The 18696-nt window shown below is 36.8% G+C and carries 17 protein-coding genes; 11 read left to right on the forward strand and 6 right to left on the reverse strand.

The window, feature by feature from the left end:
* The 3 genes from ABYT26_RS15525 to ABYT26_RS15535 form a co-directional block, all read left to right on the forward strand.
* On the forward strand, nucleotides 1-1669 hold a 1669-nt coding region (locus ABYT26_RS15525; RefSeq protein ID WP_372755544.1), incomplete at its 5' end, for an FAD-binding protein.
* 263 nt (nucleotides 1670-1932) lie between these two features.
* The gene (locus ABYT26_RS15530) at nucleotides 1933-3054 is read left to right on the forward strand and encodes a sensor histidine kinase (protein WP_372755546.1); all 1122 of its coding nucleotides are present in this window, start codon (nucleotides 1933-1935) and stop codon (nucleotides 3052-3054) included.
* Nucleotides 3047-3760: a LytR/AlgR family response regulator transcription factor gene (locus ABYT26_RS15535; RefSeq protein WP_372755548.1), complete on the forward strand. Its 714-nt coding sequence runs from the start codon at nucleotides 3047-3049 to the stop codon at nucleotides 3758-3760. Before ABYT26_RS15530 ends, ABYT26_RS15535 begins: the two co-directional genes overlap by 8 nt.
* A 4-nt stretch (nucleotides 3761-3764) precedes the next feature.
* Here ABYT26_RS15535 and ABYT26_RS15540 read toward each other — a convergent pair whose 3' ends face one another.
* Together ABYT26_RS15540 and ABYT26_RS15545 are read right to left on the reverse strand one after the other, a co-directional pair.
* Nucleotides 3765-4079: a hypothetical protein gene (locus ABYT26_RS15540; protein ID WP_372755550.1), complete on the reverse strand. Its 315-nt coding sequence runs from the start codon at nucleotides 4077-4079 to the stop codon at nucleotides 3765-3767.
* Complete coding sequence (locus tag ABYT26_RS15545; RefSeq protein WP_372755552.1) at nucleotides 4076-4336, reverse strand: hypothetical protein; 261 nt, start codon at nucleotides 4334-4336, stop codon at nucleotides 4076-4078. Before ABYT26_RS15545 ends, ABYT26_RS15540 begins: the two co-directional genes overlap by 4 nt.
* A 308-nt stretch (nucleotides 4337-4644) precedes the next feature.
* Between ABYT26_RS15545 and ABYT26_RS15550 the strand changes: the two genes are divergently transcribed.
* The 8 genes from ABYT26_RS15550 to ABYT26_RS15585 all read left to right on the forward strand — a co-directional run bounded on the left by ABYT26_RS15550 (nucleotide 4645) and on the right by ABYT26_RS15585 (nucleotide 13554).
* The gene (locus ABYT26_RS15550; protein ID WP_372755554.1) at nucleotides 4645-5397 is read left to right on the forward strand and encodes a polyphosphate polymerase domain-containing protein; all 753 of its coding nucleotides are present in this window, start codon (nucleotides 4645-4647) and stop codon (nucleotides 5395-5397) included.
* A gap of 7 nt (nucleotides 5398-5404) precedes the next feature.
* Nucleotides 5405-6097: a DUF4956 domain-containing protein gene (locus ABYT26_RS15555; protein WP_372755556.1), complete on the forward strand. Its 693-nt coding sequence runs from the start codon at nucleotides 5405-5407 to the stop codon at nucleotides 6095-6097.
* A gap of 22 nt (nucleotides 6098-6119) precedes the next feature.
* On the forward strand, nucleotides 6120-6785 hold the full coding sequence (locus ABYT26_RS15560) for a DUF2490 domain-containing protein (protein WP_372755558.1): 666 nt from the start codon (nucleotides 6120-6122) through the stop codon (nucleotides 6783-6785).
* Nucleotides 6786-6813: 28 nt separating this feature from the next.
* On the forward strand, nucleotides 6814-8196 hold the full coding sequence (locus ABYT26_RS15565; RefSeq protein WP_372755560.1) for a CotH kinase family protein: 1383 nt from the start codon (nucleotides 6814-6816) through the stop codon (nucleotides 8194-8196).
* A gap of 24 nt (nucleotides 8197-8220) precedes the next feature.
* Nucleotides 8221-9948, forward strand: a complete 1728-nt coding sequence (locus ABYT26_RS15570; RefSeq protein ID WP_372755562.1) for a carbohydrate-binding domain-containing protein — start codon at nucleotides 8221-8223, stop codon at nucleotides 9946-9948.
* Nucleotides 9949-10311: 363 nt separating this feature from the next.
* On the forward strand, nucleotides 10312-11199 hold the full coding sequence (locus tag ABYT26_RS15575) for a carbon-nitrogen hydrolase (RefSeq protein ID WP_372755564.1): 888 nt from the start codon (nucleotides 10312-10314) through the stop codon (nucleotides 11197-11199).
* Nucleotides 11120-12244: an agmatine/peptidylarginine deiminase gene (locus ABYT26_RS15580; protein ID WP_372755566.1), complete on the forward strand. Its 1125-nt coding sequence runs from the start codon at nucleotides 11120-11122 to the stop codon at nucleotides 12242-12244. Before ABYT26_RS15575 ends, ABYT26_RS15580 begins: the two co-directional genes overlap by 80 nt.
* Before the next feature lie 278 nt (nucleotides 12245-12522).
* Complete coding sequence (locus tag ABYT26_RS15585) at nucleotides 12523-13554, forward strand: sensor histidine kinase (protein WP_372755568.1); 1032 nt, start codon at nucleotides 12523-12525, stop codon at nucleotides 13552-13554.
* A gap of 267 nt (nucleotides 13555-13821) precedes the next feature.
* On the opposite strand, the gene ABYT26_RS15590 is transcribed toward ABYT26_RS15585, so the two are convergent.
* The 4 genes from ABYT26_RS15590 to ABYT26_RS15605 all read right to left on the reverse strand — a co-directional run.
* Nucleotides 13822-14544: a hypothetical protein gene (locus tag ABYT26_RS15590; protein ID WP_372755570.1), complete on the reverse strand. Its 723-nt coding sequence runs from the start codon at nucleotides 14542-14544 to the stop codon at nucleotides 13822-13824.
* A gap of 80 nt (nucleotides 14545-14624) precedes the next feature.
* Nucleotides 14625-15395, reverse strand: coding sequence for an MIP/aquaporin family protein (locus ABYT26_RS15595; RefSeq protein ID WP_372755576.1), 771 nt, complete (start codon nucleotides 15393-15395; stop codon nucleotides 14625-14627).
* A 102-nt stretch (nucleotides 15396-15497) separates the two neighbouring features.
* Complete coding sequence (glpK, locus tag ABYT26_RS15600; protein WP_372755572.1) at nucleotides 15498-16997, reverse strand: glycerol kinase GlpK; 1500 nt, start codon at nucleotides 16995-16997, stop codon at nucleotides 15498-15500.
* A 322-nt stretch (nucleotides 16998-17319) separates the two neighbouring features.
* The coding region (locus ABYT26_RS15605) for a glycerol-3-phosphate dehydrogenase/oxidase (protein WP_372755574.1) at nucleotides 17320-18696 on the reverse strand (1377 nt) is incomplete at its 5' end.

The raw sequence follows: 18696 nt of genomic DNA on the forward strand, positions 1-18696 counted from the left end.
CAAACTCGAAATCGATCCGGAAGCATTAGAGTACCTCGAAAACGAGGCAGATGTTTTGGTTATCGGAGGCGGAATGGCTGGTTTATTTGCAGCCGTAAAAGCCCACGATGCTGGAGCAAAAGCATTAGTAGTATCGAAAGGCAGACTCGGTTCCTCGGGACAAACACCATTTGCAAAAGGGATTTTTGCTTTCGATCCGAGTACAACAGAAATGAGCCTCGACGAATTTACCGATAGCGTTTCTCGGTCGGCAATTGGCACTAACAACCCAATATATACACGGCAAATGGCCGAACATTCTCTTGCAAGAGTAAATGAACTTAAACAATGGGGATTCTTCGATTCTGCTTTGTACAACAAATCATTCAACAATCCGATAAAGGAAAGGAATATCGATGTACTCGAACGAATTGTAATTACCAGTTTAATCAAAGAAAATGGTAAAATTTGTGGAGCTGCAGGATTTAGTCTCGATGAAGAAAAAGTATATATTTTTAAAGCCAAAAGTGTTGTGCTATGTACTGGTGCAGGAGGTTTTAAACCCAATGGCTTTCCCATTTGTGATTTAACTCACGATGGAACCATTATGGCCTACAATATTGGGGCTAAAGTAACTGGTAAGGAATGGAACGATGGTCATCCGGGACAAGCAACAAACGCAGCTGCCTGCTACGACGGCTGGCACGGTATGTTTGAACGTAAACCAGGAACTACTGGTGTAGAAATTCACCATGATTTAGGTGTTGACTTGAACTACATAGCCTACGCCAATGGAAATCCTGTATCAATGGGACCTCCAGGTGCTGGCGGAAATAAAAAGGTAAGTGGTGGTCCATACGTACCTGCTGAATTTAGTCGACAAGGACAAGAACACCATGACGACCGACCCAAAGATGGTCCTGAAGGAGGCAGACCTCCACACGGAGGTAAAGGTGGAGAGGGTGATGCACCTCCGGGAATGGGCGGTACCTCAGTAGGTGGATCTTCGGCAGGAATGTCCATACACAAATCGGAAGGACTGGTTCCTATCAACGATAAGTGTGAATCGAACATTCCAGGCTTGTATGCTGCTGGTGATGCCCTGGGTTCCTATATGGCTGGTGCCATTTACACTCAGATCGGATCATCTCTGGCCGGATCAGCCGTTCAGGGAGCCATAGCCGGCGAAGCTGCTGCCGAATATGCAGCAAATAATGCGATGCCATCCATTCCGAAAGATAAGATAAAGGCAATACAAGAGGAGATGCTTGCTCCTTTGAATCGGGAAGCTGGCTACAGTCCTGCCTGGGTTACACAAACCCTGCAAGGAATCATGATTCCTAACTTTATTATCTACATAAAAAAGGAAGGACTGCTGAAAGCTGCCTTGGCTTACATCGAGGAATTAAGAGATCATCACATGCCAATGCTGAAAGCTGCCGACATGCATGAACTAAGGTTAGCGCACGAAACCATGAATATGATTGCTACTGCAGAAATGAAGCTAAAAGCATCTATTCTTAGAACAGAGAGTCGCTGCAGTCATTACCGTTTAGATTATCCGGAAATGGATCAGGAAAACTGGCAAGCCTGGATCAACATTTTTAAAGGTGAAGATGGTAGTATGAAGTTTGAGAAGCAAGCTTTTGATAGTTGGCCGGCTTCAGGAACACCTTTGGAAAACATCTAAAAACAGATCGACAACTCTATTTAAATCTGTTTCGATCACACACATTTAATAAGTACCAACCTCTATTCTTGCTTCTGTAACAAGAATAGAGGTTTTTTTAATAATTAAATTACAATTCAGAGTGCTTTCTCCATTAGTTGAGGAAATACAACTATCTGTTGAAAATATTTTACTCTTTGCAGTCTATTTTCTTCCTTTATTCCATTAAATTTCACAAAAAAGAAGATTTATACGGATACTTTTACTGCAAACAAATTCTAATAATGAAAATTACACAAGCACGAAGTGCAAACTTTATCTATGTATTACTCTGGTTACTCGTTTTAGCCTTTCCGGTATTTACATTAAAAGGTGACAATACATTTAACTGGGACCGGGTATTTTTAGAATGGTTTAGAGTCCTCCCTTTCTTGTTAATTTTCTTTTTCAATAACAATTTATTAGCCCCCAAACTATTATTCCGACAAAAATTGCTTTGGTATTCCTTATCAATTCTAAGCGTAATTATTTTATTTTCATTTTTCAATGAGCTTCCAAAGGTAATCCACAACTTTTTGTTTCAATACTCCGAAACACTCGAAGGACCAATGCATCACAGAGGTACATTAATGCCTAATGATCCAAGGGGACACTTTCCCCTTCCCCCAAACAATCATAACATGAATATGAATGAACGGTCTTTTAGCTATCTAATTTTCGAGAACATCATTATCTCTTTTTTAGTAGTTGGCTTTAATAACGCTATAAAACTAGGAATCAGAAGACAAAAAGAGGAATTACAACGAGAAGAAAATGAAAAAATTCATCTGGAAACAGAACTCTCTTTCTTACGTCAACAAATTAGCCCTCACTTTTTCATGAATACACTTAATAACATCCATGCTTTGATAGAAATTGACCAAACACAGGCACAAAAATCAGTCATTGAGCTATCAAAACTAATGAGATATTTACTGAATGAATCCCAACAGGGAACAGCAACCATTAAAGCCGAAATGGAATTTTTAAACTCCTACATCGATTTGATGCGCATTCGCTATTCCGACAAAGTTAAAATTGATATACAGATGGATATCAGTCAGGATCAAAAAAAAATCCCCTCTCTTCTCTTTATTTCACTAGTCGAAAATGCATTTAAATATGGCATTAGCTACACACAAGATTCTTACATCTCTATTCACGCCAAACAATCTTTAGAAGATTTCTCTTTCGAGATAAAAAATAGTATTTCCCCAAAAACGAATAGCCTAAAAGGAACCGGAGTTGGTTTGGTTAATTTGCGCAAACAACTGGATATCCTTTTTGATGGACAACATGTTTTTGAAATAACTAAAAGTGAAAAAGATTATCATGTAAAACTTATTATACCTTTACACTATGATTAAATGTATTGCAGTAGACGACGAACCTTTAGCCTTAAAACAGATTTCTAGTTACATTGAGAGGACCCCTTTTCTTGATTTGCAGGCCAGTTTTGACAATGCCATGGATGCATTGCAATTTATTACAGAAAATAAAATTGACTTAATATACTTAGACATACAAATGCCTGATTTAAATGGCATAGAGATGGCCAAGTCTCTAAGCAATGGACCTCAGATCATTTTTACTACTGCTTATAGCGAATATGCGATTGATGGCTTCAAAGTAAATGCCATCGACTATATTTTAAAACCGCTTGACTATGCAAGTTTTTTTAAAGCATCTCTAAAAGCTCAATCTTTTTTAGAGCGAAACACCGCTTTCAGCGAGAACCTGCAAGCCAACTCTAATCATTTGTTCATCAAATCAGAATACAAAATCATCAGAATTGAAATTGGAGATATTTTATACATTGAAGGAATGCGCGAATATGTGCGAATTCATCTAGCCAATGCCAAACCACTTATGACATTACTGAGCATGAAAAAAATAGAAGAAAAATTACCTTCGGCATCTTTTATGCGAGTGCACCGGTCCTATATTGTAAACTTGCAAAAAATTTCAACCATCGAACGAAATCGCATCATTTTTAACGATGTATACATCCCAATAAGCGATCAGTACAAGGAAAAATTTCAGAGCTTTATTGATAATAATTTCCTGATCTAAGCGATCAGGAAATAAACTTCAACTCAATCTCATCTTCACTATCTGCTTTTTGCTGCAATTGAAATAGTCCTTTCTCAGCAATATGAATTTTTTTAGTAGTCGCTAAATCTTCAATTCTACCCCTAATATTTTCCATCGCATCGGTATGCAAAGTTTGGTTAAAATATAGAAAAAAAGCATTTGCTTTTTCATCATTAAACTGAATTAAAAAAGCATTACTATCCACAAATAACAAGTCATCAAAAGGATATGAAATAAAAAATCCCAACTCCTCAATCAATTCTTTTATTTTTGTTAGTTCCCGATAAGTCGTAGTCATAATTTTATATCTGTTAGTGGTACAATTAAATCAAGCAAGTGTTTTACATTAAACAACTTGTCAGCCTCTTCGGCAAACTGGCATTGTGTATGTAAATAATTAAAGGCCTCTTCCAATTCAAAAGCCGAAAACTCTAGATTCTCACGAATCTGAAAATCTTCAAAATCCTTAGCACTATCTAATTTGTAGAGAGCTTTTCGAAAGCAGGAATCATTATCGGTTTTCTTCATAAATTTCACGGCATTTGCGATCGACATAAGCGTTAATTTTACATTTTTGTTAGACAATCAGAAGCATCTATCACATTTATGTAGGAAAACTCCTTTCCTAATTGTTCCTAAAATCCAGACAATTCGTCTTTACTGGGAAATACTTCCATTTTATGTATTAGTATAAACAATCACCGTACCATTTAAATAAGCAGATGAACTACCTCAAAAGAAGGATTGTAAGAAAGTATCTTTTTAAATCTCTGCCTGTTGATAAAATATGGCCATTCGTTGAATACATCTGTAGACCTATTCGTTTTGTAATATTTTCGAAACATCAAACAAAACAACAACCAATGGACACCACTTTTTTTACACCGATTCAACTCAAAGAGATGGATAAAGTGAAATTGATGAACAGAACCGATCAAAAATATTGGTTTCACATCGATTCTCTTTCCGAGCTTTTACAGGAAATTCAACAAGAATATTTTCTGCTTCACATCAAAGGAAATAATCAGTTGCCTTACACAACAAGCTACTTCGATACTGCAAATAACAACATGTTTGCAGCCCATCACAATGGCAAATTGAATCGCTATAAAATTCGCCGCAGAACCTATGTTGATTCGCAGATTAGCTTTATGGAAATAAAATTCAAAAGCAACAAAGGTCGGACGATCAAAAAAAGGATTCCAACTACATTCTGTAATAATGGTTTTACTGGTACCGAAGAACAATTCATCAGCAACCAATCTCCCTTTTCAACTTGCGAATTACACAAAGTTTTGGTCAATCGGTTTTCCCGCTTAACCTTAGTCAATAAAAACTTCAAAGAAAGATGCACGATTGATTTAGATATCGAATTTGAAGTCAATAAGCAAATTATTCCTCTGGATAGATTAGTGATTGTGGAAATCAAATCGGATGGCCGATCGAACGTATCACCCTTAGCCAAGGCATTGCAAAACAAAAGAATTAAATCGAGCGGTTTTAGCAAGTATTGTGTTGGACGAAGCGTTACAGACCCGTTTCTTAAACGTAATGCATTCAAAGCTAAAATCAGACGTATAGAAAAAGTGACCCAAACAAGTATTCATCTAATTTAAAAAATCAATGCTCAACTTAGTACAAATTACCGATACCATTAGCAATACTGTACCTGCCCTAGCCGAAGCTACTGTGTGGGAAGAACAATTACGATTTCTTGGCATTAAAATTATTAATGTAGCAGACTTTACCGAACTAATTGTCCGTTTCCTATTTAACACCATTCTTATTTTCATTGTAACACATGGAATGTATGCAAAAAACAGTAATCGAAAAGATTTCTACTTCAGCTACTTAGCCATTGGAGTAATCGTATTTTTACTTTGTTTCCTTTTAAACAGTGTAAAACTAGAATTGGGATTTGCCTTGGGACTCTTCGCCATTTTTGGCATTATTCGCTATCGTACCGATGCCATTCCTATTAAAGAAATGACCTATTTGTTCATTATCATTGGAATATCGGTAATGAATGCCCTTTCGAACAAGAAAGTTAGCTATGCCGAATTGCTACTCACCAACTCATTGATCATTGGAGGACTCTGGTTTTTAGAAAAAAGACTTATGCTAAAGCAAGAGAAATCAATCAAGTTGATTTATGAGAAAATAGAAAATGTTCAAAAAGAGAATCAGAATGATTTAGTTTCCGACTTGGAAAAAAGAACAGGAATACAAATCAATCGATATGAAATTGAAAAAATAGATTTTTTAAGAGATGTAGCCGAAATAACTCTTTTTTACAATGCCAATGGCAAAAAATAATATTTACCTCAAACAAGCAAATATGAAAACTATCATAAAAAACACCCACTACCTCATTTTATTCCTTCTTATTTTTGCCTCATCGGCAAAAGCTCAAGATACTGAAACCAATGATGTTGAAAATGATTTTGAATCAAGAACAGCCTTCGAACTTAACAGTAAAGTTGCTAAAAACTTAAAAGTAAGTATCAGTCCCGAGTTTCGTTTCGACGAGAATTTTTCCCTTGACAAATATCTATTAGAAGGAAAAGCCTCTTACGAAATTATCGATCATCTTTCCCTGGGAGCGGGCTATCGTTTTTACGCCAACAAAAGAGATACTAAAAGCACCGAATACGACAATCGATTTTTACTAAGTGTCAAATACAAAAATTCAATTCAGCGATTCGAGCCATCGATAAAAATGAGCTATACCAACGATTCTGATGATGATTCAAGCAGTAATCTACTTCGCTACAAAGGCGAAGTAAAATACAACATCAGAAAATGCAAAATAACCCCATGGATTGGCGCAGAAGCCTTTCATGCTGTCGACGACGGAGATATAAGCAAAATGCGCTATTTCCTGGGTATGGATTATAAAATCTGCAAAAACAATTATATCGAAACCTCTTACAAGTTTGATTATTTCATGAACGAACTAAAAAACAAACACATTATAAGCATTGGATATAAGATCAAACTATAAAAACCAAACACTATCTAAACCAAACACTATGAAAACTCACTACTTGTATTTATTCCTTTTGCTAATTAGCCTCAGCTTTTCTTGTCGAACCGACGAAGATGTAAGCGATGAAACCGAAGTTGTTGAAGACGAGGATGCCGATGTTGTTGTTGATACCGAAGAGTATCCAGATTGGACAGAAGCAACACACGGCGATGATGCTGATTTAGATTATTCCGTTGTGTTTGCCCAAGATACGGTCTTGCGCTTCGATATTGTAATCGATTCGGACGACTGGTCGGATATGAGATCCGATTTATCCTCCAATTATTCCAACATCACATCATCAGATTATACACCTGTTTGGGTGCCTTGCTCCTTTACTTTTGATAGTACCGAATGGTACCATGTTGGCATACGCTACAAAGGAAATTCCAGTCTACAAACAGCTTATGCAGCTGGAAATGGAAAGCTTTCCTTTAAACTTGATTTTGATGAGTTTGAAGATGACTATCCATCCTTAAAAAATCAACGCTTTTATGGATTTAAACAACTGAACCTAAATAACAATTACGACGATGAATCCCTTATGCGCGAAAAAGTAGCAGCCGATTTATTTCGTGATTTTGGTGTACCTGCATCACAAACCACTTTTTGTGTGATCTATATCGATCACGGAAACGGCCCTCAATATTTTGGTGTTTACACCTTGGTGGAAGAAGTTGACGATACGGTAATTGAAACCCAGTTTGACGATGGTGGATCAGGTAATTTATACAAACCAGATGGCGATGCTGCCAGTTTTGCAAATGGTACCTATGATACAGATGAATTGGAAAAGAAAACAAATGAAGATGAAAATGACTATTCTGATGTAAAATCGCTCTACACCATTATTAATAGCAGCGATAGAACTAACGATACGGAACAATGGAAAAGCGACTTGGAAGGCGTATTTGATGTAGACCACTTTTTAAAATGGTTAGCTGCCAATACTGTAATTCAAAACTGGGATACTTATGGTAACATGACCCATAATTATTTTCTATATAACGATTCTACAACCAACCAGCTTACATGGATTCCATGGGACAATAACGAAGCCTTTCAATCTGGAAAACAAAGTAGTGCACTCAGCTTTTCAATGAACGAAGTAAGTTCCTCTTGGCCACTCATTAAATACTTAATCAATATCGATGAGTACGAAGAAATTTATGAAGGATATTTGTACCAATTTGTGAACGAGGTATTTGCTTCATCAGAAATGAGCACTACCTATAGCTCCTACTATAATTTACTAAAAGATTACGCTTACGCGGAAGAATCGGGCTACACTTACCTCGAAAGTGACTCCGATTTTGATTCTGCCGTAAGCACATTAAAATCACATGCTAAAACAAGAAACTCCGCAGTAACGAGTTACTTAAATTAAATATTTAACAATAAAAATTGTCAGATGAAAATAAGAGAACAATTTTTCTTCCTATTTATTTTATTCGTGAGCTCATCACTTTTTTCCTGTGAACGAGATTCCGATACCGAGGAAGAGACAGAAGATACCGAAGAGACAAGTGAGGAGGTAAGCTCTGAGGCAAGTGACAATTCCGATGATTACACTTGGGAGAGTTCCGAAGAAATCGCGGTAAGCTTAAGCGACAGCTCTATTGAATGTGATTCAACAGGAGTAAGCATCTCAGGAAGCACCCTAACCATAACTGCAGCTGGCACTTATCTACTAAGTGGGAGTCTTTCCGATGGTCAAATTATTGTAGACAGCGAGGATGAAGATTTAGTAAGAATCATTTTAAATGGAGTTGATATTAGCTGTTCCTACAATTCGGCCATTTATGTGCGAAATGCAGACAGAACAATGATTGTTCTCCAGGATGATACAGAAAATTACCTGAGCGATGGTTCAAGCTATACTTACGCAGAATCGGATGACGATTCCAATGCTTGTATCTACAGTAAAGACGATCTTACCATTTATGGCGATGGCTATTTGAATGTAAGCGGAAATTACAACGACGGAATTACAAGTAAAGATGGACTGATTATCAACTGTGACCTAATAGAGGTTGATGCCGTAGACGACGGAATAAGAGGAAAAGATTATTTTTATATTACAGATGCTGATCTCGTGATTTACTCAGGCGGGGACGGATTAAAATCAGATAACGATGAAGATCCCTCGGTTGGTTACATCACCATTGAGACAGGTAATTTTGACATTACAGCGTCTGGAGATGCTATTGCCGCCGAAACAGACCTGACCATTACCTATGCAGAAATGAATCTTATTTCTGGTGGCGGAAGCAATGGTAGCTCATCAAGTTCAACAAAAGGATTAAAGGCAGGCTCATCCATTACCATTACAAATGGGACTTTCGATATTAATTCGGCCGATGACGCTATCCATTCTAACGGAAGTATCAGCATTAGCGAAGGAAGTTTCGAAATTGCCTCTGGCGACGATGCGATCCACGCTGATTCCGATTTGGATGTCAATGGTGGCTACTTTAACATCACAGAATCTTACGAGGGACTAGAAAGTGCCGAAGGCGATATCAATATCTACGATGGGGAAATTTACATTGTTTCCAGCGATGATGGTATTAATATTTCGGCAGGTAATACTTCATCGGGAAACGTTGGAACAAGATCAACCAGCAGCTATACGCTTACTATCGAAGGAGGAACAATTTTTGTGAATGCTAGCGGAGATGGTTTGGATTCCAACGACGATATCACAATGAGCGGAGGAACCGTGATTGTGAGTGGTTCAACATCCAGTTCGAATAGTGCGTTGGATTACGATGGTTCTTTTTTAATTAGTGGCGGTTTGCTTGTTGCCTCGGGCACAACCCAAATGGCCGAAGCTCCTGGAACATCATCATCACAATACTCAGTAATGATCTCATTTAGTTCCACTCAAAAAGCGGATCAAATGGTTCATATCGAGAGTGCCGATGGCGATGATATTGTTACGATCGAACCCCAAAAAGCATTCCAATCTCTAGTCGTTTCATCTCCTGATTTTGAAAAAGGATCTACCTACAACATTTACTTGGGTGGAAGCTACAGTGGAACTGAAGATAATGGTTTTTATACCGATGGAACTTATAGCGGCGGAACCAAATATTCAAGTTTTAGCATATCAAGCACAGTTAGTTATGTAAATTAAGCCAAAATATCAGTTATATAACCCAGATATCACTCTAAAAAGTGGAGCCTCTAATGTAAATCAGGACTCCACTTTTTTATTCTCCCAAATTTATCGCGAGCTAGTCCCTTTTCTGATAACTTGTCGAAAACAACAGACCATTCGCTACTCTACTAGAAGAGAAACCAAACTTCTACATACTTGGATTTAGGCTGTCTTCAAAAAACAGATAGAAAACAGTTGTAATTCACAATCAAACAATTAAATCTATAAAATTTTATAATTTAGACACGAAACAAAAATTTATTTATCAATTCTAAATTTTAATTGGCTTTTTATCTTCTGATCTGTAAAAAAAACTATTTTTATGCCGAAATAATAAAAATGATGAAGAGAAAATACAAAGTATCGGTTATTCAATTAAACCTGAACGACCACCCAGAGAACAACCTAAAAAAATGTGTAAGCTGGGTAAGAGAAGCTGCTAAACAAGGTGCAGAAGTAATTGCATTGCCTGAACTTTACAGTAGTCATTATTTCTGCCAAAGTGAAGATGTAGATAACTTTGCATTGGCAGAACCTCTGTACAGCACATCGTTTACCGCTTTTAGTGCTTTAGCTAAAGAACTTTCTGTTGTGATTATTGTCCCTTTTTTCGAAAAAAGAATGGCCGGGATCTATCACAATAGTGCCTATATTATTGATACCGATGGATCGGAAGCTGGTTTGTACCGAAAAATGCACATCCCAGACGATCCACATTTCTACGAGAAATTTTACTTCACCCCAGGCGATTTGGGCTTTAAAAGCATAACTACTAAAAAAGGAAAAATTGGCACCTTAATTTGCTGGGACCAATGGTATCCCGAAGCAGCACGACTCACCGCACTTCAGGGAGCCGAAGTTTTGTTCTACCCAACAGCCATTGGCTGGGCTCCTCACGAAGTAGAGGAATTTGGAGAGAAACAATATGGTGCCTGGATGAATGTAATGAAAGGTCATGCCGTGGCCAATGGTATTTTTGTAGCTGCTGCCAACCGCATTGGTCTGGAGAAATATGTGCCCAACACCAACGGAATTATCTTTTGGGGAGGTTCTTTTATTGCCGGACCTCAAGGAGAAATACTAGCGCAAGCTTCGCACGATAAAGAAGAAATATTGATTGCTGAAGTTGACTTAGATTTACAGGAAGATGTACGCCAAAACTGGCCGTTTTTTAGAGATAGAAGGATTGATGCATTCGGAGATATTACCAAAAGAGCAATTGACTAAAATGAACCTACCCAATAGAAGATTCCCTGCCGAATGGGAAAAGCAACAAGGTATTATTCTTTGTTTTCCTCACAATGGAAACGACTGGCCTGGAAAATATCAGGCCATTCAGTGGGCATTTGTCGAATTCATAAAAAAAATAGCCAACATAGAACAAGTAGTACTTGTTGTTGCCAGTGAAAAGCTGAAGCTTAAAGTAATTAATATGCTTACAATGGCCCATGTCGAGCTTAACAATGTTAATTTTGTAATTCACAAAACCAACCGCAGTTGGATGCGCGATTCGGGACCTATTATTGTTAAAAATGGAAAGAACTCGCGAGAGGCAATTAATTTTAACTTTAATGGTTGGGCAAAATATAAAAATTACCAATTAGACCGATTTGTACCCAAAACCATTGCTTCCTTTCTCAAGATGCCCTTATCGCAAGCCACTTACAAAGGAAAAAATGTTGTTTTAGAAGGTGGAGCCATTGATACGAATGGAAAAGGAACACTATTAACCTCTGAAGAATGTTTGCTCGATCCTGCAATTCAGGTTCGCAACCCAGGTTTTACCAAATCCGATTACGAAAATGTTTTTAAAGAGTATTTAGGCATTACCAACACCATTTGGCTAGACAAAGGAATCTGTGGAGATGATACTCATGGTCACATTGATGACTTGTGTCGATTTGTGAACCCAAATACTATTATTACAGCTGTTGAAGAAAACAAAAAGGATGAGAACTACCAGCCCTTGCAGAATAATTTAATTAGACTAAAAAGTGCTAGACTGGAAGACGGAACATCTCCTATAATTATAGAGTTACCTATGCCAGGTAAACTGGAGTTCGATGGAATTAGAATTCCAGCGAGTTATGCCAACTTCTTAATTCTGAATAAATGTATTCTTGTACCTACTTTTAACGACAGCAAAGACAGAATTGCATTGCAAATAATTACTAATTGCTTTCCCGACAGGGAAGTAATCGGCATTAGCGCCATAGATTTTATTTGGGGTTTTGGGAGCTTACACTGCCTAAGTCAGCAAATTCCAGAATAAAGTCATAGTAAACTTAAACTGAGAACCACTAGATAGCCTAGTGGTTTTTTTATACCTTTTTATTAGCACATCTAACTTAATTATATATATTTATGTAAATTTATTAATTACATTAATAAATTTATTTTTGGGAACTATATTTTTGAATAATAGGAAAATGTAAATCTCTTAAATTATTGTACAAATAATTGATCACAAGAAAATATAAAACACACATCCACACTCAACACACTAATGATTATGGCAATTAAGCGAGTGTGCCTGTTAAAAATTAGTTCATGAAAAATCTTAATTTGACACAAAAATTCACCCTGTACGGATTTGCTTTTGGCCTCCTATTTCCATTTATGGCTTTCACTTTTGATTTACAAATGAAAGACCTTCCCTTTACCCTAATGAGCATAAAACAAATACACTTTGTTAACCCAATTCATTATATAATCGATACTGCTCCCTTCATTATTTCAATTGTGGCATTTTTGGTTGGTCGACAAGTATACACACAGGATATGAAAGCAAAGTTAACGATCGAAAAACAACTACTAAAAATCAATAAAAAAAATGAAGAACTTGAGGTACTTAATTCGGAAAAAGACAAATTTTTTTCCATTATTGCCCACGATCTTCGCAATCCATTCATTGGATTATTAGGACTTACCAAAATGATGTCGGAACAATTTTCTATTTTGACAATGGATGAAATGAAACACTTTGCTACGAATATTGAGAATTCGGCTACCGTTCTTTTTCGTCTTCTCGAAAACCTATTAAATTGGTCAAGAATGCGACAACATTTAGTGCCTTTCGAACCTCAGAAAATTTGTTTATCCGAAAATATAAATGAATGCTGCGAAGCTATTATAGAATCAACCAAAAGTAAGGCAATTGAAATCTCCTGCGATATAGAGGATGATATAAAAATTTATGCAGACAAAAATATGCTTCAATTGGTCATTCGAAATTTAGTTTCCAATGCCGTAAAATTCACTCCCAAAGGAGGTAAAATAGTAGTTTCTGCCAAACTTTATGGAGCAGAAAAAATGGTAATATCGGTTAAAGATACTGGCATCGGTATGACTACCAAAATGATCGATAATTTGTTCCGACTCGGCGTTAAAACCAACAGAAAAGGCACTGAAGGAGAACCAAGTACCGGACTCGGCTTATTACTTTGCAAAGAATTTGTAGAAAAAAATGGGGGCAAAATTTGGGTAGAAAGCAAAGAAGGAAAAGGAAGTATTTTTAAATTTACCCTACCTACAATGAATCATATTGAAGAGCCGAATAAAAAACCCATTGCCGTGTCGTAGTTACTTCTTATCCACAAATATCCTAACACAATACACTCCTCTCCTTTTTACATATAGAATTAACATTAAAAACTGATAGCTTTGCACATCATAGCATGGGCAATTCAATTAAAATTATAATACATCTCTATCCAGTGGGCTAAAAAAAATCCCACCACCCAAATGAAGTGCCTCCAAAAAGGGTAGCAGGATTTTACTGTTGATTGTTAATTAATTTAAAGAATGAGATCAATCAAAAAATAAATTCTAATTTAGCTCGATTCAAATTTAAAAACCGATTCCCAAAATAAGGTTAGCTGTTTCGGCCTGAGGATTAATCCCCACCTTAGCCCAGGCATTTAAAGAAAAGTTATCGTTTATTTTAATTTTGCGGGAAGCCGATGCTCCTACATTTACGAATCCGAAACTATCGCCATAAACTTGATCCTCGAAAGCATTTAAACCTGCAAATAAAGAAATATTCTCACCCCCAATGGTCACAGGATATCCAAATTCTACATAAGTAGAATAGTTTTGATCGCCATCATCATCCAAATCGCAACCGTAAAGCATCGTACTCCAACTAACACTTAAAGGAAATTGTTCTGTAAAGTAGAAATTTAAACTTGCATCAATTAAATGGTTGGTTGTGCTTCTATCGAAATCCAAATAATTGTGATCATCAATTGAAGCTTCAGCACGATTGGCAAATAAATCCCAAACAGCTACATTAAAATGATCGCTAAACTTGTATCCTACATGAAAATCGAATTCAGAATATGTATTATCAAAAGCATATCCTCCCCAGGCTCCGAATGTAAAGTTCTCATTTGTATAAACCATATCAGCTTCGAAATTAGCCGCATCGCTTACCATGATACCTCTCCAATAATGACGTGTAGTTATTTCTGGATTAATTGTTACTTTTCCCTGTGCATTAACCGTTAGGTTTGAAGCCATTATAATCATTAACACAAGTAGTGTTGATAGTTGTAAGCTAATTTTTTTCATCTTTTTTTTGGATTAAATTCTAAAGAGATTTAAAACTAGATGATTTAAATCTCTTTAGTAGTTTTGTAATAATGTAGTGATTAGTTAAATAAGTTAATTAGAGGACATGATGCCGAAGACAAGAATAGGTATAACCAAGCTGATAAAGCTGCGCCAACAATAGGAGCAATAACCGGAATTAAAGAATATGCCCAATCGCTAGTTCCTTTGTTCTTCATTGGTAAAATTGCGTGCATAATTCTAGGTCCTAAATCTCGGGCAGGATTAATTGCATATCCTGTAGTTCCTCCAAGAGATAAACCAATGGCAACAATCAATAAAGCAACAGGTAAAGCACCTAAAGTACCTAAACCGATTTTAGCATGCTCAATGCCTTGTCCTTCCAATGATGGTCCAACCAAATAAAAGATCACGAATACCAATACAAAAGTTCCAATAATCTCACTGATTGCATTACTTGTATAGTTGCGGATAGCTGGTCCTGTAGAGTAACAAGCTAATTTAGCATCCCCATCTTCTGTTTGATTGAAGTGATCGCGATACATCAACCATACTAAAAATGCACCGGTTGCAGCACCCACCATTTGAGCAAGAATAAAAAGTACTACTTTTGACCAGGCAAATAGTCCTGCAATGGCCAAACCAATCGTTACTGCTGGGTTAAGATGCGCCCCTGAAACAGGACCTGCAACAGCAACACCTACAAATACGGCTAAGCCCCAACCAAAAGAGATCACAATCCAACCACTATTATTTCCCTTTGTTTTATTTAATACAACGTTTGCAACTACTCCATTACCTAATAGAATCAGTAACATTGTCCCTAAGAATTCTGCAATTATTTCACATATAAAATTTAAATCGTTTTATGATTAAAAATGAAATACCAGATTCCCACTTCTCGGATCATGACACACAAATCTGGTATTCGCACAATTTGTTTCTTACTATATTTATTCTTCTATATCCCAACTTTTGGCACGACCTAAAGCTTTATCCCAACCATTAAGTAATCTTTTCGATTCTGTTTTTTCCATTTTTGGTTCGAATTTTTGATCCATTTCCCATTGGCTCTTAATATCATCTATACCATCCCAATATCCTACGGCTAAACCAGCTAAGTAAGCTGCACCAAGAGCAGTAGTTTCAAGAGTTTTTGGACGGTAAACAGGAGCATCAAGAACATCAGACTGAAACTGCATCAATAAATTATTAATTGCTGCACCACCATCAACACGTAATTCTCTAATTTCTATTCCCGCATCAGCTTCCATAGCCTTCAATACGTCTCTCACCTGAAAAGCGATTCCTTCCAAAGCAGCTCTGGCAATATGCGCAGCAGTTGAACCTCTGGTAAGACCAACGATTGTTCCTCTGGCATATTGATCCCAATGAGGAGCTCCTAAACCGGTAAGAGCAGGAACCATAAATACTCCACCATTATCCTCCACCGAAGTAGCCAAAGCTTCAACATCTGCCGATGATTTAATTATTCCTAATCCATCACGTAACCATTGAACAATTGCTCCTCCCATGAAAATACTTCCCTCAAGACAATAAGTAGTTTCACCATTAATTTGCCATCCGATGGTTGTTAGTAGATTATTGTGAGATTTTACTGGTTTATTACCTGTATTGCAAAGCATGAAACAACCTGTACCATAAGTATTCTTAAATGTTCCAGGCTCTATACACATTTGTCCGAAAGTTGCAGCCTGCTGATCTCCAGCGATACCTGCGATAGGTACTTTATGAGCAAATAAAGTAGAAGTAGTATAACCGTATATTTCAGAAGAAGACTTAACCTCTGGTAACATGCTTGCTGGAATAGTTAACAGCTCTAGCATTTCAGTATCCCATTCCAAAGTATTAATATTGTAAAGTAAGGTTCTACTAGCATTAGTCACATCGGTAATATGAACTTCACCTTTAGTCAATTTCCAAATTAACCAACTATCGATGGTTCCGAAAGCCAATTTACCAGCTTCTGCTTTTTCACGAGCACCTTCTACATTATCAAGAATCCATTTTACTTTAGTTCCAGAGAAATAAGAATCAATAATCAATCCTGTTTTATCCTGAATCATCTCAGAATGACCGGCAGCCTTTAATTCATCGCAATATTTTGCAGTTCTTCTATCTTGCCAAACGATTGCGTTGTAGATCGGCTCACTAGTTTCGCGATCCCAAACAACAGTAGTTTCTCTCTGATTTGTGATACCAATAGCGGCAATACTTTTACCATCAACACCTGCTCGTGTAATTGCTTCTGCTGCAACACCAGCTTGAGTAAACCAAATTTCTTTTGGATCGTGTTCTACCCACCCTGGTTTAGGAAAAAATTGAGTAAACTCTTTCTGTGCAGTACTAATCATTTCACCTTTTTTGTTAAAAACGATTGCACGTGAACTTGTTGTTCCTTGATCAAAAGCTAAAATAAATTTGTCATTCATAACAATTGTAATTTTAGATTTTGTTGTTATTAGTTTGTTGATTTGTTATTTATATTAGTCCAAAGCATACAATTAAATCGTTTGCAATAGACTTTAAAAAAAATCGAAATAGTAGATGTTTTTAATGAACCTATTTGATTTTTGTGTTTTTTACTTTTATTAGAGGGAAGATAGATGACTCTACACACCTACCTTCCAAGTGTAATTATAAATTTTGCTTTGAGATGAGTTAATTTTGTGCCAAAAACTAACCAATTAATATTATTCTTAACTAATATGAAATCTTTCTTTTCCCATCACAAAACCAATTCACAATTACAAATTATTTCAATAAATACTGAGATGCCAATTCTTTATATTGTTTAACCTGATGTGCTTCCCATTGCTTATCGTATCCCAATTCTTTTGCTAACAATTCTGCTACCTTCGGTGCCATTAACTGACTCTCTTTAGCATCTAAAAGCAAGCATCTTGTTCTTCGCGACAATACATCTTCTACACTGCGAGCCATTTCATTTCTTGCAGCCCAAACAACCTGTGCAGCAACCACTTTCAATTTTTTACTTACAAACTCCGACATACCTGTTTCCGATTTTGCCAAGTTTGTAATTTTCTCCTCATCGGCCCCGTAGAAATACAATGGATTCTTTAAATCCACATTTTTCTTGTATCCATGAATTTTGAGATTTCGGGTTACTGATTTTTTCTGAGGAAGATTCCCTGTCTTGGCAACAGTATCAATTACATCTTCGGCCATTTGACGATAAGTTGTCCATTTACCCCCAGTAATTGTTACCAATCCCGATTCGGAAACCACAATTTTATGTCCTCTTGAAATCTCCTTTGTCTTTTTACCTTCTCCACTTGGAGCCGCTAAAGGTCTTAATCCTGCAAATACACTTAAAACATCTGATCTTTTAGGCGGTTCAATTAGAAAGCGTCCTGCTGTTTCTAATATAAAATTCACCTCTTCCTCCAGAGCGTGTGGCTCTAGTTCTGGCTTTTCCTTAAAAACATCAGTTGTTCCAACCACTACTTTATCATGCCACGGTACAGCAAACAAAACACGCCCGTCATCGGTTTTGGGAATCATGATAGCATGATCACCAGGTACAAATTTCTTATCTAATACCAAATGAACTCCTTGGCTAACTTTTACGATGTCTCTAGCTGCTGGATCGTCCATTTTGATGATCTCATCAACAAATACTCCAGTAGCATTTAAAATCACCTTTGCTTCCAGAGAGTATTTCGAACCGCTTTCCATATCGCGAACCAAAACCGTATTAACTTTCCCATTGGTTTTTTTGATTCCCTCCACCTTCATATAGTTCAGAGCAACACCTCCATTTTCAACAAATGTTTGGCATAAATTAATCGCTAAACGAGCATCATCAAACTGTCCATCGTGATATACTACGCCACCGCATAGATTTTTCTCTTTAAGAGTAGAAATATATTTTAAAGTCTTTTTCTTTGAAAAAGGCAAAGAGCGACCATAGCTTAATTTTCCAGCCATTAAATCATAAACAGTAAGTCCTAGTGTATAGTAAGGAGTTCCCCACCAAGTGTAATTTGGAATTATAAAGGACTGATCTTTAACAAGGTGTGGAGCATTCTGCTTCATCAATCCCCTTTCTCTGAGAGCTTCCAGCACAAGAGAAATATTTCCTTGTGCTAAATACCGAACTCCTCCATG

The organism is Labilibaculum sp., from assembly GCF_041595635.1.
Classification (GTDB): Bacteria; Bacteroidota; Bacteroidia; order Bacteroidales; family Marinifilaceae; genus Labilibaculum.

Coding starts and splice junctions, on each gene's coding strand:
- ABYT26_RS15530 (WP_372755546.1), top strand. CDS start 1,933: ATGAAAATTACACAAGCACGAAGTGCAAACTTTATCTATGTATTACTC.
- ABYT26_RS15535 (WP_372755548.1), top strand. CDS start 3,047: ATGATTAAATGTATTGCAGTAGACGACGAACCTTTAGCCTTAAAACAG.
- ABYT26_RS15540 (WP_372755550.1), bottom strand. CDS start 4,079: ATGACTACGACTTATCGGGAACTAACAAAAATAAAAGAATTGATTGAG.
- ABYT26_RS15545 (WP_372755552.1), bottom strand. CDS start 4,336: ATGTCGATCGCAAATGCCGTGAAATTTATGAAGAAAACCGATAATGAT.
- ABYT26_RS15550 (WP_372755554.1), top strand. CDS start 4,645: ATGGACACCACTTTTTTTACACCGATTCAACTCAAAGAGATGGATAAA.
- ABYT26_RS15555 (WP_372755556.1), top strand. CDS start 5,405: ATGCTCAACTTAGTACAAATTACCGATACCATTAGCAATACTGTACCT.
- ABYT26_RS15560 (WP_372755558.1), top strand. CDS start 6,120: ATGAAAACTATCATAAAAAACACCCACTACCTCATTTTATTCCTTCTT.
- ABYT26_RS15565 (WP_372755560.1), top strand. CDS start 6,814: ATGAAAACTCACTACTTGTATTTATTCCTTTTGCTAATTAGCCTCAGC.
- ABYT26_RS15570 (WP_372755562.1), top strand. CDS start 8,221: ATGAAAATAAGAGAACAATTTTTCTTCCTATTTATTTTATTCGTGAGC.
- ABYT26_RS15575 (WP_372755564.1), top strand. CDS start 10,312: ATGATGAAGAGAAAATACAAAGTATCGGTTATTCAATTAAACCTGAAC.
- ABYT26_RS15580 (WP_372755566.1), top strand. CDS start 11,120: ATGTACGCCAAAACTGGCCGTTTTTTAGAGATAGAAGGATTGATGCAT.
- ABYT26_RS15585 (WP_372755568.1), top strand. CDS start 12,523: ATGAAAAATCTTAATTTGACACAAAAATTCACCCTGTACGGATTTGCT.
- ABYT26_RS15590 (WP_372755570.1), bottom strand. CDS start 14,544: ATGAAAAAAATTAGCTTACAACTATCAACACTACTTGTGTTAATGATT.
- glpK (WP_372755572.1), bottom strand. CDS start 16,997: ATGAATGACAAATTTATTTTAGCTTTTGATCAAGGAACAACAAGTTCA.